This is a genomic window from Vibrio tetraodonis, from assembly GCF_003350295.1.
GTDB lineage: Bacteria > Pseudomonadota > Gammaproteobacteria > Enterobacterales > Vibrionaceae > Vibrio > Vibrio tetraodonis.
Window position 1 is genome coordinate 26,118 of sequence record NZ_QLYY01000024.1, and the last position, 26,615, is coordinate 52,732.

Consider the following 26,615-nt stretch of genomic DNA (forward strand, 5'->3'; position numbering starts at 1 on the left):
GTGAAGAACATTATGCGATGGGAACAAGCTAACTACAGCAAAGCCATTTTGCCTGAATATCAAGGAAATCCTTTAATTGAAGCTCTTCCTAAAAAGGCAAGTGATAGCGATGTAATTGAAAAATTCTGTAACTATCCCGATCTATCTTCACACATTCGAACTTCTTTAGATTATCTAGAAAGGGAGGAATATCTTGCTCGAATTGATGAGTTGCGACAACCACTCCCCCAATATATTGAATGTTTCAGAGCGATAGAAAGAGCAATTAAGTCGGGTTATTTGGCTAAGAATCCACTCACACCTACCACAATGCAGTATTTACACTATCCTGTTGATGCGCGCCCTAATGTTGAACCAGCAACTGGCTATTTTGTGCCCAAAGGAAAGGGGATAACATTAATCGGTGATAGTGGTGTTGGTAAAACTTGTATGCTGGAACAAGTTCTTAGTTATTTTCCGCATGTGATTGAGCATGGTAACTACAATGGTAAACCTCTGGATTTTAAGTATCAGGTTGTTTGGGTAAAAGTCGATTGCCCAAGAAATTCAAGTGTTCGGGAGCTTTGTGAGGAGATATTGTTTAGTTTGGATTCAGCAATGCGGAATGAACGAACCACACCTGGATCGACAATCCCTAAACTACTCACTCAGATTGAACAAAAGATCAAGTCGAGCCACTTAGGAATATTGGTGATTGATGAGATGCAAAACCTTCAGTTCAAGAGAACTGGTGGTGAAAATAATCTTCTCAAGTTTTTGCATCACATAGTAAATAAGCTTGGTGTCCCATTATTTTTCTGTGCGAACCCGCCTTTTGATGATTCACTTGCTTTAACTCTTAAAAATGCACGACGAGCAGAAAGTGGCAGGACAATCTTTATGAAGCCACTTCTACGCCACGACATAGGCTGGGAATCGTTTATCGCTGAGTTATGGGACTTACAGTGGACTAATGTAGAAACGCGGCTCAGTGAGGGCCTGAATGATAAGATGTATGAGCTTTCACTAGGGAATATTGATATGGCGTGTCGTATTTACTGTGAAGCTCAACGATTAGTTATTGGTACTGGTGATGAGAACATAACAAGTGCAGTACTTGAGTATGCTTACCCTGTAGCGTGTTCTTTATCGTCGAGAACTAATGAAGTAATAGAAGCTAGGCAAAATCTAATCTTGCCAAGAAGAACGGCCAAGCAGAATACTGTTCCTAAGATTCTTAAGACAAAGCTTGGTAAGCCAAGGATTATTGGTGATTATAATAGACCACACCATCCTGAATTTGAGGTGAGGCTTCGTGAGTTGCACTTGACGGATAAACTCCTTCACATGATTGGAGACCCTGACTTGATTCAACGTGGAATAGCTACAGGAAATGTGCCTAATTATATGCGGGATGTAGGTATGCTATGTGATGAGCACTTTATATTTAGTGAATTTGGAGAGATGTAGTCGCTTTGTACAATGGTGCTGAATAACGTTGAAAGATGTTATTGTAAAGTTCTTGGCTATTAAGCAGAAACACTACTCTAATGTGCTCAATGTCAGAAGTGGTGAGAACGGAACGCAACCAGCCTGCGAAAGACATATCCAATAGAGCCTCGCAATTAGTAAACCAAATCCAATAGGCTTGATTGCTATTTCGGATGATGTTCAAGAGCTGATGTTCATTTTGGTAGTCTTGGCCTAAAGAAAGAAGATCAACGTAAATTGTTTGGACGCCTATCCCCTGATTTATATGATTATATGTATCTTGAAGTTTTTCTTGACACTCGTGTGAGAAGGCATGAAGCCTCATCAACCTCAACTGCCAGCACCCATGTATGAAGCGTTCATATGAGCCGACAGGCAAACTATCAAAATTAGGGCTCAAAGGTTGTGAAGCTAAGTTGAATTTCAAAGGTATCACCTGTTTTTGACAATTATTACCTAGAGAGTAGCAAAAATATGGTCTAAAAATTCAAATGGAATACTTTTTTGGGAAAGTGACCTAGCTCCGGTCTTTGTTACAGTTATTGGAGTCGGACTGCGTTTATGGTGAATATATGTATTGTCTGCCAAATGCACTACCAGATGAATTGCTTTTTAGTCGAATTGTCAGATTCCTATCTGTATCAGGTCTGTCTACTTCAAAATTTCTATTAACTGTTTATGACAACCCAAAGGCAAGTATTCATCCCTATTTAACTGCGGGTCTAAACAACTTGGCAGAGTTATCCAATGAAGAGTTAGATAACTTACTGTATCAACAGACATTAGCTCCAGTTTTCATGAGTTGCTTACCTTTACATGCTAATGAAATTTATTTGGGGCTTGTTTCAAGCAATAACTATACAGCGACAAGAGCTAGTCAACTATCTTGTGTGAGGGAAAGAGAGCCGCTATCCCTAAAATGCTGTCCACAGTGTATAAAGTCTGATATTGGTAATCATGGTGTTGCTTACTGGCACCGTAGTCACCAGATACCAGGTATCGAGTCATGCTCAAAGCATCCTATATGGTTGGAGCATGTTTCACTTCCCGGGCGGATCAGAACAAATATAGGCTTACCAGCGATTCATGACCTTTGTCGAAAAAGCTCGCAATCAAGCTTCGAGTTAGCACGCTATGCAAATAAGTTTTTGAGCACAAAAGAGGATCGCTGCCCCAAAATAAGCTTGGATTTTTACAGGGAAAGATTACGTGAATTAGGGTATGTGACGAAACACAACAGAATTAGAAGACGCTTGTTGTCTTCTGAGTTTTATCGATTCGTTTTGCAACTGGAATATCCATCTGACAATTTGCTTCCTAAAACATCGGTAGATTATAAATATTTGTCATACTTGCTTCATGAAAATACTTCGCAGCAGCCTTTTAAGAGCATTTTATTTAGTTACTGGCTAAATTGTACTGAGCCAATAGGTTGCGACAGTGCTGCTCATACTTTTTGTCCGGTAGATGATAGTCATCAGAAAAAAGTTGAGTGCTTAACACTCTTAAGGAAAGGTAGGTCAATTTCCTACGTTAGCCGGGAAACAGGTAAAAGCCGCTGTTTTGTTAAATCGATTGCCCTTCTTGCAAACTTAAATACACGACTGAAACCCACAAAGTTATTACCTTCGGTTTGCAAAACAGCTATCGTGCTCGCAAGAAGAGGTTTTCATCGTAAAGAAATTGCGCTAAGGCTGTCCATTTCTATCGGAAGTGTAGAGATGTTAATTTCAGCAACAATTGGATTGGTGCAATGGCGGAAACAATGCAAGTATGAATCTAAAAGGCGACGTTATGAACATCAGATCCTTCGTTATCGCCAAAAATATCCTCAAGCTATCCGACGAGATATAAAGTCTGATTGTAACGCTGCATTTTTCTGGCTGTATATACACGAAAGAGTATGGTTGGAAGATAACTTACCGATTGCAACTCCTCCGTCCCCGCCCCCTAGATTTAAGTGACTAATAGCAAGAATGATTTGGCGCATCTCCACACATTGATGCCCTGCTTTGACACTGTGGACATAAGTTCAGTGATGTTCTGTCAGTACATTGTGAATTCCGCAATTTTCTCATACAATCTGTTTGTTCAATGTGTGAGATTAGATAATGGACGATGAAATTCTGACGATTCAAGAGGTGGCAGATTACCTCAAATTGAATGAAAAAACGGCGTACAGGCTCGCTAGCGAAGGAAAGCTACCTGGTTTTAAGGTTGGCGGCAGTTGGCGCTTTAAGAGAACAGATCTAGAAGCATGGATCGAAAAACAAAAGGGTCGAGCTTAGTCTCGAACGGAATGCAGCAGATGACAAAAGAACAGCAGATCGAAGAAAGCTTCATCAAAAAATTACAAGATCTCAAGTATACCTATCGACCAGATATTCGTGATAAGGATTCATTAGAGCGTAACTTTCGAGAAAAGTTTGAGAGGCTTAATCGAGTTAATCTAACGGATGCGGAATTTGCCCGCTTGCGTGATGAGATCATAAGCTCAGATGTATACTCTGCCGCTAAGACCTTACGTGAGCGCAATTCCTTTCAACGCGAGGATGGCACTCCACTGCACTATACATTGGTAAACATCAATGATTGGTGTAAGAACGAATACGAAGTCATCAATCAACTTCGCATAAATACAGATAATAGCCATCACCGATATGATGTGATTATTCTTATCAACGGTGTACCCGTTGTTCAAGTGGAGCTAAAGAGCCACCAGATCGTAACTCGTCGTGCTATGGAACAAATTGTGAACTACAAGAATGATCCAGGTAATGGCTACACCAACACAATACTGTGCTTTATGCAATTGTTCATCGTTAGTAATGAGCATCGAACTTACTATTTTTCAAACAATCATAGCCAGCACTTTAGTTTTGATGCTGATGAACGTTTTCTTCCAATTTATCAGCACGCTGACACCCACAATAAAAAGATTGCTCACTTGCATGATTTTGCGAATGACTTTTTGGCTAAATGCACACTAGGACAAATGATTAGTCGTTATATGGTACTCGTGGCTAGTGAACAGAAAATGCTCATTATGCGTCCGTATCAAATATATGCGGTAAAATCGATTGTTGATTGTATTCACCAAAATCGTGGTAATGGCTATATCTGGCATACAACCGGTAGCGGTAAGACTTTGACGTCATTTAAAGCATCTACCCTATTAAAAGACAATAAAGATATTGAAAAGTGTTTATTTGTCGTCGATCGGAAAGACCTAGATCGTCAAACCCGTGAGGAGTTCAACAAGTTCCAGGAAGGTTGTGTTGAAGAAAATACCAATACTGAAAAGCTAGTTCGCCGAATGCTTTCGGAGGATTATGCCGATAAAGTTATTGTCACCACAATTCAAAAGCTTGGCTTAGCATTAGATGAAAACAGCAAACGTAATCAGGTTAATAAGAAAAATGGCAAGCCAACATATAAAGAGCGTCTAGAGCCACTGCGTGATAAGAGAATCGTATTTATTTTTGATGAATGCCATCGTTCGCAATTTGGTGATAATCACAAAGCAATTAAGGATTTTTTTCCTAATGCACAATTGTTTGGTTTTACTGGTACACCAATTTTTGATGATAACGCTACATACAAGCAGATCGATGGTACTGTCGCATCTAATGTGACTACAAAAGATGTATTCCAAAAAGAGTTGCATGCCTATACCATCACTCATGCTATTGATGACCGAAATGTACTGAGTTTCCATATTGATTATTTCGGTAAAGATAACGGTGAGAAAAAACCTAGGAAAGGCGAAAACCCACCGTCACAAGCTGTAATTAATGCCACCTTAGATAAACATGATAGTGCCACGAGCCAACGCCGCTTCAATGCCATATTAGCGACAGCAAAAATTAATGATGCTATCGAGTATTATCAGCAATTCAAAGCGATCCAAGCAGAGAAACAAGCTGAAGATAGTAGCTTTGAACCGTTGAACATCGCTTGTGTGTTTTCTCCTCCCGCAGAAGGCAACAAAGATGTGCAGCAGTTACAAGAAGATCTGGAGCAAGAAAAGGAAGACAACAAACAGCAGCCGGATGAAAAGAAGAAGGCGCTAACTGCAATCATTGAGGATTATAATCGGCAATATGGTACGAACCATAAGATTAGTGAGTTCGATCTGTATTACCAAGACGTTCAGCAGCGTATTAAAGATCAGAAATACTCAAACGCTGATTATCCGCGTAAGAATAAGATCGATGTGGTTATTGTTGTGGATATGTTGCTGACAGGTTTTGACTCTAAGTACTTGAATACTCTGTATGTAGATAAAAACCTCAAGCATCATGGTTTGATACAAGCGTTTTCTCGCACCAATCGCGTGTTGAACGACAGCAAGCCCTGGGGCAACGTTTTAGACTTCCGTGGTCAGGAAGATGAAGTTAACGCAGCAATTGGTCTTTTCTCTGGTGCCACCAAGGGGCGTGCCAAAGAAATTTGGTTGGTCGATCCCGCGCCTGTTGTCGTGAACGAATTCAAAGAAGCAGTTGAAAATCTACAAACATTTATGCTCAAGCATGACTTAGAGTGTACTCCTTCAGACGTAGCTAACTTAAAAGGAGACACCGCTAAAGCAGAGTTTATCAATCATTTTAAAGAAGTTCAGAAGCTCAAAACTCAATTGGATCAATACACTGACTTGAGCGATGAAAACAAGCAGACCGTTGCAGAACTATTGCCTGAAGACATACTGCGCGGCTTTAAAGGCTCCTACCTAGAAACTGCTCAAGAGTTAAAACGAAAGCGGGACAAAGGTGATGATGTTGAAGATGTTGTACAACAACTCGATTTTGAATTCGTATTATTTGCATCAGCGTTGATTGACTACGACTACATAATGGCATTGATTGCTAAATCTACTCAGACAACCAAGACTAAGCAGACAATGACACGAGCGCAGCTAATTGATTTGATTAGCTCCAGTGCTAACCTGATGGGTGAGCGAGAAGATATTATCTCCTATATCAATAGCTTAAAAGTAGAACAAAGCTTGACAGAACAAGAGATCCGCGATGGCTTTCTAGCTTTTAAAGCCGCTAAAGCGGGTCAGGAGCTCACAAAAATGGCGGAGAAGCATGGTTTGCCACCGCAAGCTCTTAGCGTTTTTGTCGATGGAATTATGAATCGAATGATATTTGATGGTGAGCAATTGACAGATTTGTTGGAGCCCCTAGAGTTGGGCTGGAAGGCTCGTCGTTTGGCAGAGATCGCTTTGATGGAAGATCTTGTGCCGCATTTACAGAAGTTGGCGCAAGGTCGTGAAATTTCGGGGTTAGCTGCATATGAGTAAGTCAGAAGTTAAAGTTTTGGTGCCAAAACTAAGGTTTCCTGAATTTAGGAATGCTCAGAATTGGAATCCTCTAACTCTTGGAGAGGTCAGCGACCGGATCACCGAAAAAGTGGGTGAGAGGCAACTTACTACTGTAAGCATCACTGCCGGAAAAGGATTTGTCTCTCAAGCTGAGAAGTTTAGTCGTGATATTTCTGGTAAACAGTATAAGAACTACATTGCATTGAAGAAAGGTGAATTTTCTTATAATAAAGGGAACTCAAAAACTTTTCCTCAAGGAGCAATATATAAGCTTCATGAATTTGATGAGGTAGCAGCACCTAATGCCTTTATTAGTTTTCGTTTTAAAGATGAATACGTTGCTGATTTTTATAAAGGATATTTTGAGAACAATTTCCATGGAAGGCAATTACTTCGCTATATTACGAGTGGAGCAAGAAGCGATGGTTTATTAAACATTAATCCAAATGATTTTTTTAAAATCATATTACCGACTCCAGTTGATAAAATCGAACAACAGAAAATTGCCGACTGCCTCTCATCTATCGATGAACTAATAGAAGCCGAAGGTGAAAAGCTTGATGAGCTTAAAGCTCATAAGAAAGGCTTGATACAGCAGCTTTTTCCTAGTGATGGCAAAGCAGTACCTAAACTTCGTTTTCCTGAGTTCCATAATCAAGGGGAATGGAAGACTAAACCTCTTGATAAAATTGCTGAGAATTTAAATTCTAAAAGAGTCCCAATCACTAAGAAAGATAGAATTAAAGGTAGTATTCCTTATTATGGAGCATCGGGAGTTATTGATTATGTAAAAGACTATATTTTTGATGATGAGTTGCTTTGTATATCAGAAGATGGGGCAAATTTAGTTGCAAGAACATACCCCATAGCATTCTCAATAAAAGGAAAAGCTTGGGTCAATAACCATGCACATGTGTTGAGATTTGAGAACGCATGTACTCAAGTAATTGTAGAAAGCTATTTAAATTCAATAAGTCTAGAAGACTACCTAACTGGGATGGCTCAGCCAAAACTTAATAGAGCTAAATTGAATGTTATTCCTATTCCTCTTCCAGATTTAAATGAACAGCAGAAAGTTGCCGATTTGCTATTGTCAATCGATGAGTTAATTCGTCCACAAATTCAAAAGGTAAACTATCTTAAGCTCCATAGAAAAGGCTTGATACAGAATTTATTCCCCTCTTTGGAAGAGGTGGAGGGGTGAACGAAATGACTTTTGATACGCTAGGAGGTGTCGCTGCCCACCTTCGAGATAAGTTGGATGAAAAGAAATACATTGTTCTCTTTGCCTATAACGGAACTGGTAAGACTCGCTTATCTATGGAATTTAAAGAACTAGGTAGGGATGGCGACAGCAGAGACACACTTTATTTTAACGCCTTTACTGAGGATCTTTTCTATTGGGATAATGACTTAAATAGTGATTCAGAGCGTGTTCTTCGAATGAATAGTGATTCGCGTTTCTTTAAAGGCCTGCAAGAGCTCGAAATGGAAAACCGTATTCGCCCACTATTACGCCGTTATGCTGATTTTGATTTCTTTATCGATTACGACAAATGGAGTATCAATTTCGTTCGAGAAGTTCATGATGACAATACAGTCCAAACTATAGAGCACATCAAAGTATCTCGTGGTGAAGAAAACATTTTTGTTTGGTGTTTTTTTCTTGCAGTAGCTCAGCTTGCTGTAGATGGTCAAGATGCGTATAGCTGGGTCAACTACATCTATATTGATGATCCAATATCATCTTTAGATGACAATAATGCTATTGCTGTGGCAAGCCATCTAGCACAACTATTGAAAGACCAAGATGGCGATATACGCGTTGTTGTTTCGTCTCACCATGCATTATTTTTTAATGTGGTTTGGAATGAGTTAGGAGAAAAGCGAAAACAGCTTCAACCTTACTTCTTACGCAGTGATAAGGAGACTGGTGCTTACGCTTTACGCTATACCAATAGCACACCATTTTTTCATCATGTAGCATTGCTAACGCAACTTCATCAGGCTGCGGAGTCCGGTGAACTATATACCTATCACTTTAATATTTTGCGTGGAATTTTGGAAAAAACAGCGGCATTTCATGGGTTTAAAAATTTTTCTGCTTGTATTAAGCAAGACGATGATGATCCAGACGGAGTCCTTCATGCTCGTATTATCAATATCCTAAGTCATGGTGATTACTCTATGTTTGAGCCAATGGAAATGCAGGAAGAGAATAAAGGCTACTTCCGTAAAATATTAAGTGATTTCATGGAAAACTATCGGTTCAACCCTGAACTATTCCCAGAATTAACGACTGAGACAAATTAATAATGACTAAAGAACAGCTTAATCAGCTAGGTAAGACCCTCTGGGATATCGCAAATAACTTACGTGGTGCAATGAATGCGGACGACTTTCGTGACTATATGTTGTCGTTTCTGTTTTTGCGTTACTTGTCAGATAATTATGAAACTTCAGCTAAAAAAGAGCTTGGCTCTGATTACCCTAAGATGGCAGAAGGCGACAAGCGTTCACCTTTGGCGGTGTTTTATGAGCAATTGACTGAAACTGAAAGAAAAGAGTTTCAAGAACATATGCGTACAAAGGTTCATTATGTTATTGAGCCGAAGTACTTGTGGAGCAACATTGCAGAGTTGGCTAGATCTCAAAGTTCAGAATTACTAAAAACGTTAGATGACGGTTTTGATCATGTTGAGAATCACAGTTTCAAAAGTACTTTTCAAGGGTTGTTTTCCGAGATAAACCTGAACTCCGAGAAGCTGGGTAAAACCTATACAGCTCGGAATACTAAGCTTTGTACCATTATCCAGAAAGTATCAGAGGGTATTGCTGAATTTTCTACAGACAGCGATATATTGGGTGATGCTTATGAGTATTTGATCGGTGAGTTTGCCGCTGGTTCTGGTAAGAAGGCGGGTGAGTTCTATACACCACAACCGATTTCAGATGTATTGTCTGCAATAGTTTCGTTAGACAGCCAAGATCCTAAGACTGGCTACAAGAAGCGGATTGAAAGTGTAATGGACTTTGCCTGTGGTTCTGGTTCCTTACTGCTTAATGTTCGTAAGCGACTTGGTAAGCATGGTATTGGCAAGATTTACGGCCAAGAAAAGAATATCACTACCTATAACTTAGCTCGCATGAATATGTTATTGCACGGTGTAAAAGATACTGAATTTGAAATTCATCATGGCGATTCACTTCTTAATGACTGGGAGCTATTGAATGAGATGAATCCGTCCAAAAAGCTTAAGTGTGATGCTATTGTCGCTAATCCTCCATTTAGCTATCGCTGGGAACCAAACGAATCAATGAGTGATGATTTCCGTTTTAAGAGCTATGGTGTAGCACCAAAATCAGCAGCGGATTTTGCTTTTTTGCTTCATGGTTTTCATTTCCTCAGTGATGAAGGCACTATGGCAATCATTTTGCCTCATGGCGTGCTGTTTCGAGGCGGTAAAGAAGATGCGATTCGTAAGAAATTACTGAAAGATGGCAACATCGACACTGTGATTGGCTTGCCAGCAAACTTGTTCTTTTCGACAGGTATTCCGGTTTGTATTCTTGTCCTTAAGAAGTGCAAAAAGTATGATGATGTATTGTTCATCAACGCCAGCGAACATTTTGAGCCAATTAAGCGCCAAAATAAGCTGATGCCAGAACACATTGATAAGATCATCGAGACTTATCAAGAACGTCCAGAAAGCGTGGAACGCTATGCTCGTAGAGTGACGATGGAAGAGATTGAGAAAAATGATTTCAATCTCAATATATCGCGGTATGTAAGTACAGCTAAATCTGAACAAAAGGTTGATCTTAAAGCCGTAAATGATGAATTAGTTGTTCTTGAAAAAAGATTAAATGAAGCTCTCGCAACACATAATAGCTTCCTTAGAGAACTAGGCTTACCGATTTTGCCTGGTCAAGTTGATGATAAATAGTCGTAGATACGTGCAATTCTTATACATCTTGATAGGAAGGAAGTTGTCGAACTAGCATGTGGTTGCGAGCTAGAGGATTCGCGAGATTTATCTTCCACCTTTAGACATAAGATATCGCAAATAAAATGGTCGCCCTAAGAGCGGCCATTTTTGCTCTTGGAATATTGTTTTCCTAATTTTAAGCTTAAAATTTGTTGGCTTTTGTATCCACTCTATGGACCAGAGTGGCGATCAGTACTGTCCGATGACGATGCCACATAAATCGAAAATGCCCAAACCCATTTAACTTAAAATATATAGTTACCCCAGAAAAACTAACCCTCAAAAGGCTTATCAGAGGTTTCGCCAGTGCCTTCATACAGCACGACGGACATTATGTTTCCATATTTACTATACGGAGCAGGCTTAACCCAACCATTGGGATCGGCGTTGTCTCGAACAGTACAATCGTTTTGTGGTCGCTCGCTATTGCATATGTAGCGGTAGAGCAGCATCACTTTAGGCCCATCAACCAGCACCTGCATCACAGGATTGGCTTTGTGGTTCTTGTAATAGCGATTCATAGTGTCGATTTTCTGTTTGGCTAGCTCGCTGTCAATCTCGCCATCGATGCGATACCACTTTTTATCGTATACGTCATCGTAGTTTCCCCATTCTGGCTTCCAACGCCGTTTCCATTCTTCGGCCCAATAGCCACTTCCCCAGCCGCTTTCCCAGCGGCCTTCAATCGCTGTAGGCACACCCATACCAACACTCGCACTTTTACAACAACCTTGCACTCCCCCATACGCAAAGTTTCCAACTCCGCCATAGATATCGGTGACCCACATATCACGAATAAACTGTGGGGCCCCCAAAGAGCCAGATTGACTAATTTTAGACACTGAGACGGGTTTCTCACCTAAGCAGCCAGCTAATAACACCAATAAGCCAATTATCGTCAGTCGCTTAACCATCATTAGTAAACACCACTCGTTTTAGTTGGTTGGATTCTGTTGTCACACCATTGACCATCTTTTCATAAGCACTGTCAAAGCCTGGATTAATGAGGGCATCATGAGGTCTGTGTATCCAGTCTCGGCCGTATTGACGTATTTCCGCCATCCAGTGCTCAGGGGTTATGCTACCAAGAGGTTGGGCTAAAAGCTTGTTTTTTAAAGCCTCTAATGCGACGTCGTTTTGTGTGGGGGCCATGTGATCTTGAGGAAGCTCTAATTTATTCATCAACCATTTTATGCCCATTGCTTCGCCTTGCTGCCTCATACGTTCTAATGGCAAGGTAGATAACCCATTGCTGATGGGGTGAAACACATAGTAATACAAGGTTTGGTTAACTTGTTTGACTGCCCCATAACGGCCTTTAGATTGGCATTCCTTTTCCCACGCTTGGCACTCTTGGGCAAACAACTTCTCCTTGTGATTGGTAGCAGCTTGCGCATGTTGGTGGTTTGCTCGGCGAATGGTCTCTGAAAATAACTCAATGGCCGATTCTGTTTTTATTAGCTCTCGATTAAAGGTTGCCGAGAGTGGCATCCCGTATCGCTCTGGTAAGCCTTGTTTGTCATACTGATGTTTGGAAGGGTAGCCACCGCCAACATCGGTATGGCACCCCGCGAACACCTCTTCATAAAAATGGCCGTAAAGTTGGTCGTAGCTTGAGCGTAATGACGTCAACGGAAAGTTTTTACGATATTCATGGTGCGCGCTAATTTGAAATACCCGCTCAGCACAGTTCACATCTAGCCCTAACTGAAAGTTACCATCTTCATGATCCCCAGCCTGATAAAACGAACCGACACTCTCAAATAGGCCAACAAAACGTACACTACAGGTACGAGACTCATCTGGGTAATAACCACGCCATGCTTTGACGCTATCATCATCCACATGCGCCAGTAAATTAGGAAACACCTCACCACAGGATTCACCTTCACGAGGGAGACTATAATCAGGCAACCCGTCTTTGACCGCATTGACAAAATGACGCGCCAGCGCCGCTCCTCGGCTAAAGCCAAATACATCAAACTCGATATGGGTAATACCTTCATATTCTTTGTTCAATGCGAGCGCTTCCACAATGTCGGAATATTGCCGAGTCCAGTTTTGCCATTTGTAAAACGCGCCCGTTTCACTTGATAGCAAATCTAATGTGGCTTTGATTAAAGGATGAGGGAGATGAGGTAGCCGATTAGGTTCTACCCCAAACGCTTGCGCAGCGTCCGTTTCATCTTCGCCTTTATCAATCATCTCAGGGTTTTGCCAAGCATCATCAACCGTACCCACACCAGAAACATAAATCGCATTCGATTGTTCATTTAACGGATAGGCTTCAAACAACCGCGCAATATTGGTGCGCGATTTCACCCCTCGGGTTTCCTTGTACAAGTCATTGAGGTTGTTTTGCCCTGTGCCATCAAAAAACACCCCGATACGTAGCGTCTTCTCTTGCACTTTCTGCACATTGAGTACAGGGGTTTGTTTGGGCATTCTCGCATCATCAAACAGGTGCAACACCGAGGGTGATAGCTGAGGTTTGGCGTATTCTCCCCACACATTACCGTATGGATAGGCGCTGCCCACAGCAAAGTCAGTTTGAGGGCACGGCTGCTCTATTTTCTTGGCGTCAGGGTCAAAAAATGCTTGTTCACTGACATTCAGCGTATCGCCTGCCTTTAATGACATGGGGTTACTGGCATAAGTCGGGTTTAAATTGAGTAATGCCTTGGGGCTAAGGCCGTATTGCGGCGCAATGTCAGACCATTTTTCATGTGTACCGTCGGGTTTTACCGCAACCGTATGGGTGTCTCTTTCCTCTTGCGTCTCTTCTTGTGTGATTTTTTCTCTGGCAAGTAAAGGCTCTGAACACGCCGATACCAACGCACCAACGTCAATCTTAGTGGCGTTCTTGTCAAGCCAAGCCGCATTTATCTCAGCCAACTCGTCATTGGTCAGCTTCTTACGGCGATAAAAGAGATGTTGAGGTGCAGGGTCGGCGTCTTCAATTTTTACTGGCACCAACAATGTGTTATAGGTGTGCTCGCTGATAAGCTCTTTGGTAATGCCACTGGGTGAAGAGCGCGTAATTTGCCAAGCGCTTCGGCCTTTACCAAGAATAACCATCTCATACACCAACTGTCCATCATAGAAGTAGTAATAGAAACCGTGAGCAGCACGGCCCAGCCTAGACTTACTTTCCACAACAGGCGTAAAGGGAATAAATTCCGCATTAATATGCTGTGAATCAATCGGTTTTGACGTAATGGAGTATGATTGGCTTATCCCGAGGCTTTGGATACGCTCATGAATCAGCGATTTTTCCTCTTCTTCGAAGCATTTGGCGGTTAAAATGGTATGGCGATGCGGCTTTATCTCTTCCGCTTTTTGCCAGCTCTGACTCCGCTCTTCGTTAGAGGTCTTACCCAAGCTAAACACACCCGTTTGCAGCGTACTTAGGTCATCTTTGGGCGCATGAATTTTAATGCGGCATTCAAACCCAGCCACGGGCGCTTTGTTTGTGTCAGCGATACGAGGCTGCGGGGGAAGTTTCACGTCTTCCTGAACAGGGGCATACCCAGCTCGGCGTGTCGGTCTGGGGAAATAGAGCGGCATGGTCAACATCCTGAAAAGACAAAGGTTTAGTGTATCAATAGGTCATTACTTGCACACTAAGCAAAGTGACGGATTTTCTAGGTATTTGGTCTGAATGAGTAGGTATTTAGACTTGGGTAAGTGCCCTGATCTGCTTTACTCGTAAGTTATTAGTCCAACAGATAAAGAATGTGATTTTTCATTTTTTGTTTCTGTTCGCATGATTGCGAGACAAGTAATAGAAACTGGTACATCTATTGTTCTTCCTGAATACAGGGACTCTCGAGCAAAACAAGTGAAAGGAAAGTGCTTCAAAGAAGATTTTCTGGTTGCTGCTAAGCCATCCACAATATTACTTGATAGTGCCAATAAAGAAGCTTCATTTGGAAAATGTGTTGTAGACGTAATGAGCAAAGTCGGTAATTTCACCTTTGTTATTTATTTTACTCACCCAAACCGTCCACTACCAAGTGAATTGCACACCCCATATAGCAGGCAATGCGGTATACTTGAAATCAAGCTGGATGATACATATCACCTATTTACATGCGATAAAGTGTCAGGTACTTGGCAACTAGACAGACTAAAAAATTACCTTCAACACGATGTCGAATCTAAAGTGTGGGTATTTCACCCCCGCTATGCTCAATTTGAGTGTATTATGTGTCAATATCAGTGGCAAGTTACATATACCTAATAAACCAACATGTCCTAAGTGTCACAACCATCTGTATGCTAAAGAGATTTTTTCAAGATAAGATCGTGTCAAACATGTATTTTTAGGAGTGGTCGTAAAATAAACAATAGTTAAAGCTGCCCCCTGGTTTTCTTAAGGCATCTATAAATCAAGCTTGGTGAACTGATTGAATTTTGCATAGTGCCCTAGACGCTCAGATATACATGGTCCTAATGGCAGTTTTTGGCAGTTGGGAGAGTAACTACTCGGTATTATGGATATTTTATTTGCAATCTATGAGTAAAAGACGAAACGGTTTTGGTCCTGCACTAGGAGAATCATTGCAGAGCTTTATTTTCAGAGTATTAGACCGGAATGGGTGTGGTGATTTTTCAACCATTGTGACAGGTGGTGGTTGGGGAGATAAGCCAAGTGTACCTTATTATGCTCGAAGCGAATTTGAAGCAATTGATCCTAATGGGTTATTCAGACTCTATGTAAAAAACACAAAGAGGAGTCACACTTGTTTTTCTTCCCCGTTGCCACTGACCCCCTCTTTTATAGAGACTTTTTATCCAGAGCAGCAAAAAAGCTATTCTGGGCTGCATATCCAAATTCGTTATTGCCAAGACTGCATCGAAAAGCAGTTGTATGAATTAGGGTATGCCTATTTCAAAGTGGACTGGCTAAATGCAGTCAATTGCTCAGTACATTCTTGTCAGCTTCACGTTGTGTCGCATGGATTGTCGCGAGGGGAAACCATAAAATCCATCAAGGGTATTCTTATTGGTAAAGGCGCTTTAGTAGAAAAGACAGACTTGAAGATAGCTGTTGTTGAACCGTCCCCCTCTTTCTCTGAAGTTGACTTGTTTTTTGCAACTTGTGCTAAGGAAGCTATTTTTGATTGTATCTTTTTTGATGAAAAGCTCTGCCCAGATGATTATACCGATTTGATACCCATAGGCTTGTTAAGAGAAGAAAACTCTTACCATCCGACATGGGGAGCTAGGCGACGCTCATTGCTCCGCAATATTGAATGTTATTATGAGCTGGCGATAGAAAGATCTTACACTCAGATAATGTCATATATTTCCAGCACGATGCTTGTTGAAAGTGTACCTATTCCTTGTGCTTCTCTTAAAAGCAGCGGTAAGTTTTTGTTAAAGGTTACATCCAAAAGTTGCGCGGATTGCAATAGCCTCTCCTGCCCATTGTGGTATGCTGATTGTAGTGATGGTTTTGGCAAACTTTATTCTACATAAAATCGCATGTTGGCAAACTTTATTTTACCTACACATTTTTGCGCGTCTTGGATACTGCTTATGTTGCTCTAAATGCATAACGAGCTTTTGTTTCCAGTTCTGCCTCACTTTTTTAATGTGCTTGCTAAAAGCACCAGACGCTCTTTGGGGTTTTGGACTGTCTTTATTTACCTGAACCTTGGGTATGCTTCTTTCTACTTGGGAGACCGAATTTGACTTGCTTGCTATTGGGTCGTTTATTCTATTTTCAGGTATTGAAATTTCTTTCTCAGCTTCTGGATTTTTTTTTGCGGTCTTCTTATTGCTCTTGGTTACTATATCGCTTGATCGGGCCGATTCGCGAACATTAATTGGCGAAGACTGCTCTTTTACGGATTTGTCTTTTGCTGTTTTACTTTTTTTGGGTTGGGGTGATGGTGTCTTGGTTTGTGTGGCAACTGGAGCCGCTAACATCACATTGACCGGAATCGCCGAAGGAAGAGGGGGGGGTATATTCTTTGGCTGATGCCAAATATACATGGCAGCAATTAGGTGCAAAATAGCGCTGATTACCATACCAGCAATAAGCCAAGGACCAAAACCATCATTTGGTGTCTTGATATCAGCAGAGTTAAATTTCATCGATGTTGAGTCTCGACATGCTCGAGGCCAACAAGGGCAATTTGTGTGTATTTAGCTTCAGATAAGGTATTGATTACTTTCATTAAGCTTTGATAATCAAGGCTCTTGTCTGCGCGCAGATAAATTCTCTGCTCTTTGTTGGGAAGTATTTCACTAAGGGTATGTGAGAGTTGGTCTAGGGTTACTTCACGTTCTTCTGCCAAAGTTAATACTAACTCCCGGTTAATAGTTAGATAAAATGGTTTTTTGGGCTGAGGTGTTGGCGTAGCAGAGGAGGTAGGCAAATCAATAGGGACATTCACAGTTGCCAAAGGTGCGGCAACCATGACGATAATTAAAAGTACTAAGATGACATCCACAAAAGGAGTCACATTGATTTCATGATTGACGACTAATTCATCGTGTTGAGAAGAAACCTTAAAGCCCATCTAAGTTACCTCTACTATACTGCTTTTTTTCATCAATGATAGGGGTGCGATCAAGATCGCGACTAACTAACACCATTAAAGTAGCGGAAATATCAGCCATTAAAGCTCGGTAGTGACTGACCCCTCGCGTAAAGTGGTTATAAAGCACTACGGCAGGAATCGCCGCAATCAGTCCAATCGCGGTTGCCAGTAGTGCTTCGGCAATCCCCGGTGCTACGACGGCTAAAGTGGTGTTTTGGGATTTAGCAATACCAATAAATGCATTCATGATCCCCCATACAGTGCCTAATAATCCAACAAAGGGGCCCACAGAGCCTACCGTTGCCAGCACGCCAGTTCCGGCTAGTATTGTGCGACTCAATCCAACTTGAACTCGTTCAAGTCTTAACTGCAGTCGCTCTTTTATGCCATTATTTTTATCCGTTCTTGCCGAGAGTTCTAATTCTTTTACTGTGGCGCTGAGCAAGTGCAGACCAGCTCCTTGTGCCTCATGGCAGCGCAGCTTACCCTCAGCTAAAGTCTCCGAGTCGAGCAATTCGGTAAGAATGTGCTTGGCTCGTCGACAGGAAACACGCAGCTGCAATTGTTTTGCAATAGCAATCGACCAAGTGACAATAGATGCTGCCAATAATAGCAACATTACAGCTTTTACCACCCAATCTGCTGACAAATACATGCCATAGGGAGAGAGACTATAGTGCTGTGGATAGTCCAGAGAGTGATTTACTGCCATTGGACTCCTAGTGTTTTTTTCTGTCTCGCTTATCGATAAATTATCTATTAGCTGATTTGAATGGTGAATATTACTGGTTTCTGCTTCAACTCCAGTAACCGAAGATATTGAAATGATAAAAGCTAGTAATAATCTGCGGAGCTTTCGCATTGTGATAAACATATTGATATCCGAGTTAAAGCTAGGTTTGATCATAAATTAATGCCGTCAAACTACTGTTAACGATTTGATTCAGCGATTAAACCCCTTTGAATAAAAAATGGGAGCAATAATCTTGCTCCCGGAAAAATAAAATTGCAATTAGTTTGGGTAATTGCGAATACTTCAATTGGATAAAGTAGAAACAAACTACTGACCTATAAGAAATGAAAAGTCATTGTTTGAAGTTATGGTAAATCCCGATGAACTACCGTATCTATCTTTGACAATGGCTAACAGATAAAGCTATTCATAGACACGAAAATGTCTAAAGTTAATATCTTTTTTTGTTACTCATTTCTGGTATTAGGTTAGTTTTCGTCTACGTCTAACATTCGAAGCTGGATTTTCAACTTCATCTAGTACACCGATTGAAAACCTGAAAACCACAAATTGTTTTTTAAAACAGCAAGATTAAATTAAAAATCACTAACCAACTTTATGGTTATCGTCCTTCCCGGAGCAGGTAAGCCAGTAATAGCGCCGGGTTCTAAGTAGTAAACATTGGTTAAGTTACTGCCGCGAACTTCAAACTGGAAATGATCGTTGTAAGCATAACCAATATAAGCGTCCAAAGTGGTGACATCATTGCGCTTGATATAATCATCACTATAACTGCCTTCGGTATAATTAGCCCGCGCTCCTGTTATTAATTTTTGGTTAAAAAGGCGCGTGCCAATATGCAGACTGCCTGTGATTTCTGGCGGCGATTTAGCCGCCAAATAACTGGTATTACTGAATCCTCCTCTTCTGCACTCTTTATATTCTGCAATGCTATAATCAGCTATATCAGACGTGAAGCGCTGTGCTGCTGAGCTCTGATCGCATACTTCATTTTCTAGATTGTAAGCAACGGAAAGATCGGAAAAGTAATCACCACTGTCGTAATCTAATTGCAGCTCTAGACCACGCGTGGTCATCTTATCTAGGTTGGTAAAGCTAGTCGTTGAGAGAAAGGTGTTTCTATCCATCACATCCTCAATGACTTGATCAAAGTAAGTCAATTTAGCGTTGGCATTGTCGAAATAGTGAATATATCCCACTTCCCATAGTATGGAGCGTTCTGGCTTTAGAGGTGATGAGGCTTTAGGTACGGCGGAAAAGCCGACTGTACTTTCAAACATGCTTGGAAAACGTAATGATTCTGCGTAGCGAATGTAGCTGCGACTCTCTTCTGTCATCATCCATGTCAATGTGGCAGACGGCATCCATCCCCCATCACTTGATTCAGTATTGGTATAGTGACTGATTGATGATGACTCTATCTGGTGCGCGCTACAGCTGCCTTGTACATAATTGGAGTTGCCTGCAGAAGTAATACAAGCATTATCCTGAGCGCTATATTGCCCTTGTCCATTGGGCTTCCAATCTGAAGTCATCTGTTGAATATAAGAGGTATGCTGCCGTGCTTTTGCTACCTCTTGGTCAATCTTGGTATTTTGCTCAGCGATTGCGTTATTCAAATTTTGCTGAGCGATACCGCGGGCCGAATGACCTGAGGGCAATTTAGTGAATATGGTTTGCCACTTTATGATCTCTGCATTGGTTTGACTGCGAATGGAGTTTTCTACACCAGAAAGATACGCATCGCGATTTTCATCTGTAATGGGAATATTTAGCTGATAGGTGAGGTTATAGCCATCTCGCTTAATTTGCTCCAATTTTTTAGTATCTCCGGCGGCAAGGCGACTTTTAACATAGTTATCAATACTTTTGTAATAGCCATAGCGAAGGCCAGCATTGAAAATAAAGCTATCACTGGCGCGCCACTCTATATTGGTGCTGGCAGTATATTCTGTTCGCTCACCGGCGCGCACGACTTCATATTCTTGTATTGCCGTATTTAGATCACCTTTAGGGGCGAGCTGATGGTATTGATAACGCCCTGAAAGGGTGACGTCAACATCACTACCAAAACGCATTTTATTACTAAAATTCATACCATAACGGTCTTCTTCCGTATTGATATGAGCGAGGTTTTTGATAGCGGAAGTAGCGCTCGATGCGTAGTTGGGTGAACCAGAGCCGACATTAGATCCAATATTGGACATAGTTGCCCATAGATTAGAGGAGAAATCGATGTAAGGGTTATCGGGCTGAGAACGCAGTTTAAGGTTATAGGCTTGCAATTGAACTTCGTTTAGCGGCCACTGAGCCAAACCTGACAAATAACGAGTTTCTGCACGATCGGCAAGAATCCCGCCGTGAATCGTTTGAGTATAACGCCCTCCGAGCTCTATTTTGGTAGAAGGGCTAAGGTTAAACGCAAACTTTCCGAGTATGGATTCCATTTCAGAAGAAGTGTTGGGTACTTCTTGACCTGGGTAATATACTCTTGCCAAATGTTCTGGCTGAATAAAAAGTCTACGGTTGTCTATTTCTTGAGACTCGTCCCCATCTAAAGGTTGGTTATAAAACCCAGAGTGGTTTTTGCCAGCAAAATAATTCCCTCTGTTGCGATATGCATACGCAGTTAACCATTCATAGTTTGGTTTGATACCTGATATTGCCAATCGATAGGCAACATCTTCACCGTTTAGTGGGTTATTGTCTTGCTGTTGTTCTGGATACACGATTAAAGCTGGGTCTGTGTAAATTAAGTCAGAAGGCGCTATGTTTGCGTATTCGGGAACGGTATTGAACACCTGTCCAGTATATAATCTGGGCTCTCGAGGTTTTGTTGAGTTGCTGCTACTCTCACCAATAAACTCCATACCAAAGGTCTCTCCCTCAGGTACGATATCTCTGGCTGACAAGGTTGTAATTTCAACCGCACCGCCGACAGAAGTATTCACATTTGGGTTAATTTGTGCCCCTTTGTGAATGGTCATCCCGCCAATCAAACTTGGATCGAGAAAGCTGCGATTTGATGCACTTCGATACCCGTTATCTACCGTGATAGCCTGCTCAGTACCATCTATAATAACTGGGACTCGACCTGGGACTCGACCTGGGCCTTGAACACCACGAATACTGGGGTCAATACCACCACCATTTCTCGCATCGCCACTAAATACATTCGCCATCCCCTTGAATAGGTCTGCACTGTCTGAGCCTTTAAAGCGCTCAATTTCCTCTTTACCTCGATATTCAGTTGAAACATCTTGATCGTATACATTGGTTTGGCCAAGTTCGTCTCGATTCATATCAGACTCAAAACGTGTTCCAACGTCAATCGCTTCTAATGACCATTGATCATTGCTATTGACTACATATGAACCATCATTTTGTTTCTCAGCACTGAGTCCAATATCAGCAAGCAAGATGCTAAATGCTTCATCAGGCTGATAGTCCCCTTGCAATCCCATGCTGAACATTTCTCGGCTGAGATTGGCGTTGATCGAATACTGGATGTCGGCTTGCAGAGCAAACTCATTTAGCACTGTGTCTGCCTCACCAGCTGCGATATCAAAGTACTGAGCCTGAGCACAAAAGGTCACCAAAGTTCCTAAACTAAGCTGGGTACTTCGAGTGATGTATAGACGACGGGAAAGGGTGGAAAACTGCACACATACTTCCTTAACTCAATGGTTTATCCGTGACTACACCGAGTGAGAAAGGAAAAGCCTCAACAAATTATTATAATAATCAGCAAACTAAGTGAGAAAGCCGTTATATAAATGAGTTAAGCTACTCGCTTAACTTACGGGAAATAGTGACCCAGAATCGAGTCCTAAAGCGGACTTGAATTGGTAAAATTTTACCTAGATTTTGAAGGGTTGTGTCTGTATCACGTATCGAATAAATACCGGAAATTCTTAAATCGGATAAATCAGATTCAATGTTTACTACACCTCTTCTGTAACGTGAAATCTCGGCTAAAAACTCATTTAAAGGCATGTCTAAAACCTCTATTTTACCCTGTGTCCATAGAACTTCATTCGCTAGTAAAGGCTTCTTAATATAATAATTCTTGGAGCTAAATGTACTTTTTTGTCCAGCCTCAAGGTATTGATTATTTGAAGCTTTGGTAGCTCTATTCATGACTTGACCCTCAAATACGCTGACTCGGGTTGTGTCCTGTTCCAGTCTCACGCTAAACACGGTCCCTAAAGGGGTAACAAGGCCTTGTGGCGTCAATACATAAAAAGGAGTGAGATGGTGACTCGTTGTTACCATGACTTCTCCCTCAATAAGGTGAAGTACTCTTTGACTCTGGGTGAAATCGACCCTAATACGGCTCGAGGTATTAAGTACGACTAGAGTTCCATCTGAAAGAGTAATGGGCTTAATCTCACCTTTTGTACTGGCATACTCACTTTCTCCTTTAGATATAGATGCATCATTTGTCAGGATTAAACTCATGGCCGCAATAGAAACGCCACTCCAAACCAGTATTTGTCGACGGGATAGGCCTTGACGATACTGACTTAAAATGACTTTTCCAACTTTAGGGTCTGATAGAGAGGTCAACTTTTTTTGTACGGACTCTAACTGTCGCCAAGCATAATCGTTATCAGGTTCACGACTACGCCAAAGCTCAAACGCGCGCTTATCTTCCTCTGTAACCTCTTCAGACAGCATGCGGGCCATCCAAAGTGAAGCCTGTTTAATCGATTTTCTTGATGCCTTTTCCACTGTTAATCCAAATTGCCGATTGAGGCCAAGATACAGGATTGTAATGCTCTAGCAACATACTTTTCCACCGAGGAAATGGATACATTAAGACACTGCGCGATCTCTTTGTAACTTAACCCTTCGACTTGCCTTAAGATCAGAGCCTGCCTTACTTTAAAAGGCATTTTATGCAACATGGCATCAACTTCTACCAGCATGTTAATCATTATGACTTTATCTTCTGTTGATACAGCAAATTCTGAAGGTTGCTGCTCTAACATATCAAGATAAGCAGATTCAATACGCTTGCGGCGATAGAGATCTACCACTAGGCCCTTAGCAATATGAGTTAAGTAACGACGAGAATCTTGGCGTGGTGGCAACTTTCGGCTGACCATTAAACGAACATAGGTGTCTTGAACTAAATCGGCTGAAACCTGAGGACAGGTGAGTCTCCTCTGAATAAATAAGGAAAGCCAGCTATGGTGCTCACGATACATACTATCCACTTCGCTGGCATCTGTGATATTTAAAGCCGTCATAATTTACACCTATTTCTGAAACCATATACAACCAAATGAAAGCCAGTATCACTATAATTTATATATAATCAATAGGTGTTTGTAATAAATATGAAATTGAGTTTTTTATCGGTATTTTTATGACGATATTAGCATAGGGCTTTACACTTAAAGGTTTTAAGAATATCTGTTTCTCTGTTATCTAAAAGAAATGTTGTCTTAGTGCTGTAATTTTGATCTCTGTTGATGAGGTTTACTTGCCATGTCTAAAAGATGAGCTGTCACAGTAAAGATTTTTATCCTTCATCTTGTTTGTTTGGCTCCAAATAGGTCGTAAACATGATAGAGTGACGGCATCGGCCAAAATTGCCGATATTGCCGAGAGCTATATTCAAAGCCGAGGATTTAATGGTTTTAGCTTTCGCGATATTTAAAATGAGCTTGGCATTAAAACAGCCAGCATTCATTATTACTTCAAAACCAAGCAAGACTTAGCCAAGGTGGTGTTTGAGCACTATCTTAAGCGCTATGGCGCTCAATTAAACAATATTGACCAGCAACAGGGTACTGTAGCAGCTAAGCTAAGTGCTTTGGTCGAAGTGTTTGTGAATGTACGAGACAGTAACAAGTTGTGTCTCTGTGGTATGTATACCTCAGATATTTCCTCGCTCGCGGAGGAAGTTACTCTACCGCTCAATAGCTTTGTTGAAATGAATGAAAGATGGATTGCGCGTGTGGTAGAACAAGGTGTTAAAGACGGTGACTTTATTGATGCATTCGACTCAAAAGTCTATGCTCGGCTGTTCTTTACCTCTATGGAGGGTAGTATGCTGTTATCTCAATTTCAGACATCTGCTTATATTCAAAGTGTTAGGCATGGATTACTAAGCCATATTGTAAAAACAAAGCAGTAAAAATTCAGCCTCCTCCTATTGACGGCTTTCCTCTGACTATAGCGGTAAGCCTTCATGTCTCTCAGCTTTCCCACGCTAATCCGTTACCTGGCAAAAAATTTCATCGATTATCCCTATTGATTCTATTGTTGTTTCCCATTAAACAAACTTAACCATTGAAGATATAGTGTTTTTCGGGCGGAAAAGGGCTTTTGAGTATCTATTGACTACTCGATGAGTCAATGGGTTAGCATGCATTGGAGAGCAGCCATGCAGATGTCAAAAATATCTTTGTTTATTACAGTGGGCGTGTTTAGCGCATCGATACAAGCGCAAACTCTGACAAGAGATAATGGCGCACCAGTTGGAGACAATCAGAATTCAATCGTTGCTGGAGAAAACGGCAGCGTATTATTGCAAGACGTTCATCTTATCCAGAAGCTTCAGCGCTTTGCCAGAGAACGCATCCCAGAGCGTGTAGTCCATGCACGTGGTACAGGGGCTCATGGTGAGTTTGTTGCCTCAGGTGATTTTAGTCAGCTGACTGCATCGGCTCCTTTTACCGAAAGTGGTAAGGTGACAGCTGTATTTGTGCGCTTCTCGACAGTGGTTCACTCAAAAGGCTCCCCTGAAACCCTTCGCGATCCACGTGGTTTTGCTACCAAGTTTTACACTGAGCAAGGTAACTGGGACCTAGTGGGTAATAACCTACCAGTGTTTTTTATCCGTGATTCAATTAAATTTCCGGATATGGTGCATTCTCTCAAACCATCGCCCGTGACCAATGTTCAGGACCCAAACCGATTTTTTGATTTCTTTAGTCATGAGCCAAGCTCAACCAATATGTTAACTTGGGTATATAGTAATCTTGGTACGCCTGCTAGTTACCGCACCATGAATGGTTTTGGTGTCCACGCTTACAAATGGATTAACACCCAAGGTGATGTTAATTATGTAAAGTTTGAGTGGAAGAGTCAGCAAGGTGTAGAGAGCCTACGCCCAAATGAAGTAGGTAAAGTGCAAAGTCAGGACTTTAATCATCTGACTAATGATTTATATACTGAAATCAGTCGAGGTAACTACCCGAAATGGGATTTGTACGTAAAGGTTCTGTCTCCAGAAGAGCTCAGTAAACTCGACTATAACGGTCTTGATGCGACTAAAGTTTGGCTTAATGTACCGGATAAAAAAGTTGGCACTATGACGCTTAACCGTATACCTGAAAATTTCTTTCTAGATACCGAGCAGTCAGCCTTTGCGCCGTCAAACCTTATTCCGGGAATAGAGCCATCTGAAGATCGTCTGTTGCAAGGCCGTTTGTTTGCTTACGCTGACACTCAGCTCTACCGCTTAGGTGCAAATCTATTTCAATTGCCAGTCAATCGTCCGCTCGCGACGGTGAATAATCACAACCAAAATGGCCTAAGTAATAATGCTAAACAGGCAAATGGGGATGTGAATTATGAGCCGAGTCGCCAACTCGATTTGTCTGAAGATACGCAATTTAAAGCGGTTCAAACTCCTTTGTCTGGCACTGTGATTCAAAAGGCAATCAGCAATCCTCGTGATTATTATCAAGCTGGTGTTTTATATCGCAGTATGAGCTATCAAGATCAAAGCGATCTGATTGCTAACTTGGCTGGTGATTTAAACCAAGTTTTAGATAAAGACGTTAAGGAAACTATGGTCAGCTTCTTCTATCGCGCAGATAAAGACTATGGGACGCGCCTTGCCAAGGCGACTCATACCGACCTTACGAGTGTTAAAAGTAAAGCCATGATGTAGGAATAAATTTTGGCCTGCGGGAGGTGTATCTGCTCTTTTCTGCCCGAAAATCAGGGCTCCCACAGGCCATTTTTATAGGGAAAGCAAATGAAAACACTAGTATTACTAAGCTCAGTTCTTTTCTCGGTCAGCCTGTCATTTAACTTACTAGCCGCAGAAACTAAGGTGGAAGAAGAATACCAAGCTTTGGTGGAGCTATTTTTTGATGCTGCACGAGTTGGTGACAATGAGGTGCTAGAGACGTTTGTATCGCAGGGGTTTCCGGTTGACCAACGCAACAATCAGAGCTATACCGCCTTGATGGTAGCTGCTTACAGTGGTAATAAAGAAAGTGTGCGCTTACTTTTGGACTCCGGTGCTAATGCCTGTTTGCAAGATAAACGCGGTAACACTGCTCTAATGGGCGCTCTGATAAAACGTGAAATCAGTATTGCTAGCGATCTCTACCAAGCTAAATGCTCGCCAGAGCTACGTAATAAGGCGGGGCTAAATTTGCAAGAGTTTGCTCAAATCTACGGCCAGTCTAAGGTGTTGCAGTCTTTGCAAAACTAATCACCCATTTCAATGGACTGCGTGATAATATTTACTAATAGCTCTTGTTTAGCTGTAC

The 26,615-nt window shown here is 41.5% G+C and carries 20 protein-coding genes; 12 read left to right on the top strand and 8 right to left on the bottom strand.

The features are described from left to right. The 7 genes from DPF90_RS17725 to DPF90_RS17760 all read left to right on the top strand — a co-directional run bounded on the left by DPF90_RS17725 (position 1) and on the right by DPF90_RS17760 (position 10,743). Positions 1-1,449 carry an ATP-binding protein gene (locus tag DPF90_RS17725; RefSeq protein ID WP_240314541.1) on the top strand — a complete coding sequence of 483 codons (1,449 nt, stop codon included), beginning with the start codon at positions 1-3 and terminating at the stop codon, positions 1,447-1,449. Between the two features lie 593 nt (positions 1,450-2,042). Further along, positions 2,043-3,434, top strand: coding sequence for a TnsD family Tn7-like transposition protein (locus tag DPF90_RS17735; RefSeq protein WP_114787656.1), 1,392 nt, complete (start codon positions 2,043-2,045; stop codon positions 3,432-3,434). Between the two features lie 147 nt (positions 3,435-3,581). Next, positions 3,582-3,758: a methylation-associated defense system helix-turn-helix domain-containing protein MAD1 gene (mads1, locus tag DPF90_RS17740; protein WP_114787657.1), complete on the top strand. Its 177-nt coding sequence runs from the start codon at positions 3,582-3,584 to the stop codon at positions 3,756-3,758. A gap of 20 nt (positions 3,759-3,778) precedes the next feature. Continuing rightward, positions 3,779-6,775 (top strand): type I restriction endonuclease subunit R, encoded by a 2,997-nt coding sequence (locus tag DPF90_RS17745; RefSeq protein WP_114787658.1) that lies wholly within the window; start codon positions 3,779-3,781, stop codon positions 6,773-6,775. Continuing rightward, on the top strand, positions 6,768-8,000 hold the full coding sequence (locus tag DPF90_RS20490) for a restriction endonuclease subunit S (protein ID WP_114787659.1): 1,233 nt from the start codon (positions 6,768-6,770) through the stop codon (positions 7,998-8,000). The genes DPF90_RS17745 and DPF90_RS20490 overlap by 8 nt, the downstream gene beginning before the upstream one ends. 5 nt (positions 8,001-8,005) lie before the next feature. Continuing rightward, the gene (locus DPF90_RS17755; RefSeq protein WP_114787694.1) at positions 8,006-9,109 is read left to right on the top strand and encodes an AAA family ATPase; all 1,104 of its coding nucleotides are present in this window, start codon (positions 8,006-8,008) and stop codon (positions 9,107-9,109) included. Between the two features lie 2 nt (positions 9,110-9,111). Next, complete coding sequence (locus DPF90_RS17760; RefSeq protein ID WP_114787660.1) at positions 9,112-10,743, top strand: type I restriction-modification system subunit M; 1,632 nt, start codon at positions 9,112-9,114, stop codon at positions 10,741-10,743. A 314-nt stretch (positions 10,744-11,057) separates the two neighbouring features. On the opposite strand, the gene DPF90_RS17765 is transcribed toward DPF90_RS17760, so the two are convergent. Together DPF90_RS17765 and DPF90_RS17770 are read right to left on the bottom strand one after the other, a co-directional pair. Further along, positions 11,058-11,702, bottom strand: a complete 645-nt coding sequence (locus DPF90_RS17765; protein WP_114787661.1) for a hypothetical protein — start codon at positions 11,700-11,702, stop codon at positions 11,058-11,060. Beyond that, a complete protein-coding gene (locus DPF90_RS17770; RefSeq protein ID WP_205395206.1) occupies positions 11,692-14,352 on the bottom strand; it encodes a phospholipase effector Tle1 domain-containing protein in 2,661 nt (886 codons plus the stop codon). The genes DPF90_RS17765 and DPF90_RS17770 overlap by 11 nt, the downstream gene beginning before the upstream one ends. Positions 14,353-14,551: 199 nt before the next feature. Between DPF90_RS17770 and DPF90_RS17775 the strand changes: the two genes are divergently transcribed. Both DPF90_RS17775 and DPF90_RS17780 read left to right on the top strand, forming a co-directional pair. After that, a complete protein-coding gene (locus tag DPF90_RS17775; RefSeq protein ID WP_240314542.1) occupies positions 14,552-15,028 on the top strand; it encodes a hypothetical protein in 477 nt (158 codons plus the stop codon). 275 nt (positions 15,029-15,303) lie between these two features. Beyond that, complete coding sequence (locus tag DPF90_RS17780; RefSeq protein WP_162814061.1) at positions 15,304-16,269, top strand: G protein-coupled receptor family protein; 966 nt, start codon at positions 15,304-15,306, stop codon at positions 16,267-16,269. Positions 16,270-16,293: 24 nt separating this feature from the next. Here the strand turns inward: DPF90_RS17780 and DPF90_RS17785 are convergent, their stop codons facing one another. The 6 genes from DPF90_RS17785 to DPF90_RS17810 form a co-directional block, all read right to left on the bottom strand. Then, positions 16,294-16,890, bottom strand: a complete 597-nt coding sequence (locus DPF90_RS17785) for a hypothetical protein (protein ID WP_114787664.1) — start codon at positions 16,888-16,890, stop codon at positions 16,294-16,296. Further along, the gene (locus DPF90_RS17790; RefSeq protein WP_114787665.1) at positions 16,887-17,318 is read right to left on the bottom strand and encodes a biopolymer transporter ExbD; all 432 of its coding nucleotides are present in this window, start codon (positions 17,316-17,318) and stop codon (positions 16,887-16,889) included. Before DPF90_RS17790 ends, DPF90_RS17785 begins: the two co-directional genes overlap by 4 nt. After that, on the bottom strand, positions 17,308-18,051 hold the full coding sequence (exbB, locus tag DPF90_RS17795) for a tonB-system energizer ExbB (RefSeq protein WP_114787695.1): 744 nt from the start codon (positions 18,049-18,051) through the stop codon (positions 17,308-17,310). The genes DPF90_RS17790 and exbB overlap by 11 nt, the downstream gene beginning before the upstream one ends. Positions 18,052-18,668: 617 nt before the next feature. Further along, positions 18,669-21,758: a TonB-dependent receptor gene (locus tag DPF90_RS17800; RefSeq protein ID WP_114787666.1), complete on the bottom strand. Its 3,090-nt coding sequence runs from the start codon at positions 21,756-21,758 to the stop codon at positions 18,669-18,671. Between the two features lie 121 nt (positions 21,759-21,879). Continuing rightward, the gene (locus DPF90_RS17805; protein WP_114787667.1) at positions 21,880-22,827 is read right to left on the bottom strand and encodes a FecR domain-containing protein; all 948 of its coding nucleotides are present in this window, start codon (positions 22,825-22,827) and stop codon (positions 21,880-21,882) included. A gap of 2 nt (positions 22,828-22,829) precedes the next feature. Continuing rightward, positions 22,830-23,348, bottom strand: a complete 519-nt coding sequence (locus DPF90_RS17810) for a sigma-70 family RNA polymerase sigma factor (RefSeq protein WP_114787668.1) — start codon at positions 23,346-23,348, stop codon at positions 22,830-22,832. Positions 23,349-23,830: 482 nt separating this feature from the next. On the opposite strand from DPF90_RS17810, the gene DPF90_RS17815 reads away from it, so the two are divergent. From DPF90_RS17815 to DPF90_RS17825, 3 genes are all read left to right on the top strand, one after another. Continuing rightward, on the top strand, positions 23,831-24,241 hold the full coding sequence (locus DPF90_RS17815; RefSeq protein WP_338062880.1) for a TetR/AcrR family transcriptional regulator: 411 nt from the start codon (positions 23,831-23,833) through the stop codon (positions 24,239-24,241). Positions 24,242-24,490: 249 nt separating this feature from the next. Then, the gene (katE1, locus tag DPF90_RS17820) at positions 24,491-26,005 is read left to right on the top strand and encodes a catalase KatE1 (protein ID WP_114787669.1); all 1,515 of its coding nucleotides are present in this window, start codon (positions 24,491-24,493) and stop codon (positions 26,003-26,005) included. Positions 26,006-26,092: 87 nt separating this feature from the next. Beyond that, positions 26,093-26,557: an ankyrin repeat domain-containing protein gene (locus tag DPF90_RS17825; RefSeq protein WP_114787670.1), complete on the top strand. Its 465-nt coding sequence runs from the start codon at positions 26,093-26,095 to the stop codon at positions 26,555-26,557. Positions 26,558-26,615 lie beyond the last annotated feature (58 nt).

Coding starts and splice junctions, on each gene's coding strand:
- DPF90_RS17735 (WP_114787656.1), top strand. CDS start 2,043: ATGTATTGTCTGCCAAATGCACTACCAGATGAATTGCTTTTTAGTCGA.
- mads1 (WP_114787657.1), top strand. CDS start 3,582: ATGGACGATGAAATTCTGACGATTCAAGAGGTGGCAGATTACCTCAAA.
- DPF90_RS17745 (WP_114787658.1), top strand. CDS start 3,779: ATGACAAAAGAACAGCAGATCGAAGAAAGCTTCATCAAAAAATTACAA.
- DPF90_RS20490 (WP_114787659.1), top strand. CDS start 6,768: ATGAGTAAGTCAGAAGTTAAAGTTTTGGTGCCAAAACTAAGGTTTCCT.
- DPF90_RS17755 (WP_114787694.1), top strand. CDS start 8,006: ATGACTTTTGATACGCTAGGAGGTGTCGCTGCCCACCTTCGAGATAAG.
- DPF90_RS17760 (WP_114787660.1), top strand. CDS start 9,112: ATGACTAAAGAACAGCTTAATCAGCTAGGTAAGACCCTCTGGGATATC.
- DPF90_RS17765 (WP_114787661.1), bottom strand. CDS start 11,702: ATGATGGTTAAGCGACTGACGATAATTGGCTTATTGGTGTTATTAGCT.
- DPF90_RS17770 (WP_205395206.1), bottom strand. CDS start 14,352: ATGCCGCTCTATTTCCCCAGACCGACACGCCGAGCTGGGTATGCCCCT.
- DPF90_RS17775 (WP_240314542.1), top strand. CDS start 14,552: ATGATTGCGAGACAAGTAATAGAAACTGGTACATCTATTGTTCTTCCT.
- DPF90_RS17780 (WP_162814061.1), top strand. CDS start 15,304: ATGAGTAAAAGACGAAACGGTTTTGGTCCTGCACTAGGAGAATCATTG.
- DPF90_RS17785 (WP_114787664.1), bottom strand. CDS start 16,890: ATGAAATTTAACTCTGCTGATATCAAGACACCAAATGATGGTTTTGGT.
- DPF90_RS17790 (WP_114787665.1), bottom strand. CDS start 17,318: ATGGGCTTTAAGGTTTCTTCTCAACACGATGAATTAGTCGTCAATCAT.
- exbB (WP_114787695.1), bottom strand. CDS start 18,051: ATGGCAGTAAATCACTCTCTGGACTATCCACAGCACTATAGTCTCTCT.
- DPF90_RS17810 (WP_114787668.1), bottom strand. CDS start 23,348: ATGACGGCTTTAAATATCACAGATGCCAGCGAAGTGGATAGTATGTAT.
- katE1 (WP_114787669.1), top strand. CDS start 24,491: ATGCAGATGTCAAAAATATCTTTGTTTATTACAGTGGGCGTGTTTAGC.
- DPF90_RS17825 (WP_114787670.1), top strand. CDS start 26,093: ATGAAAACACTAGTATTACTAAGCTCAGTTCTTTTCTCGGTCAGCCTG.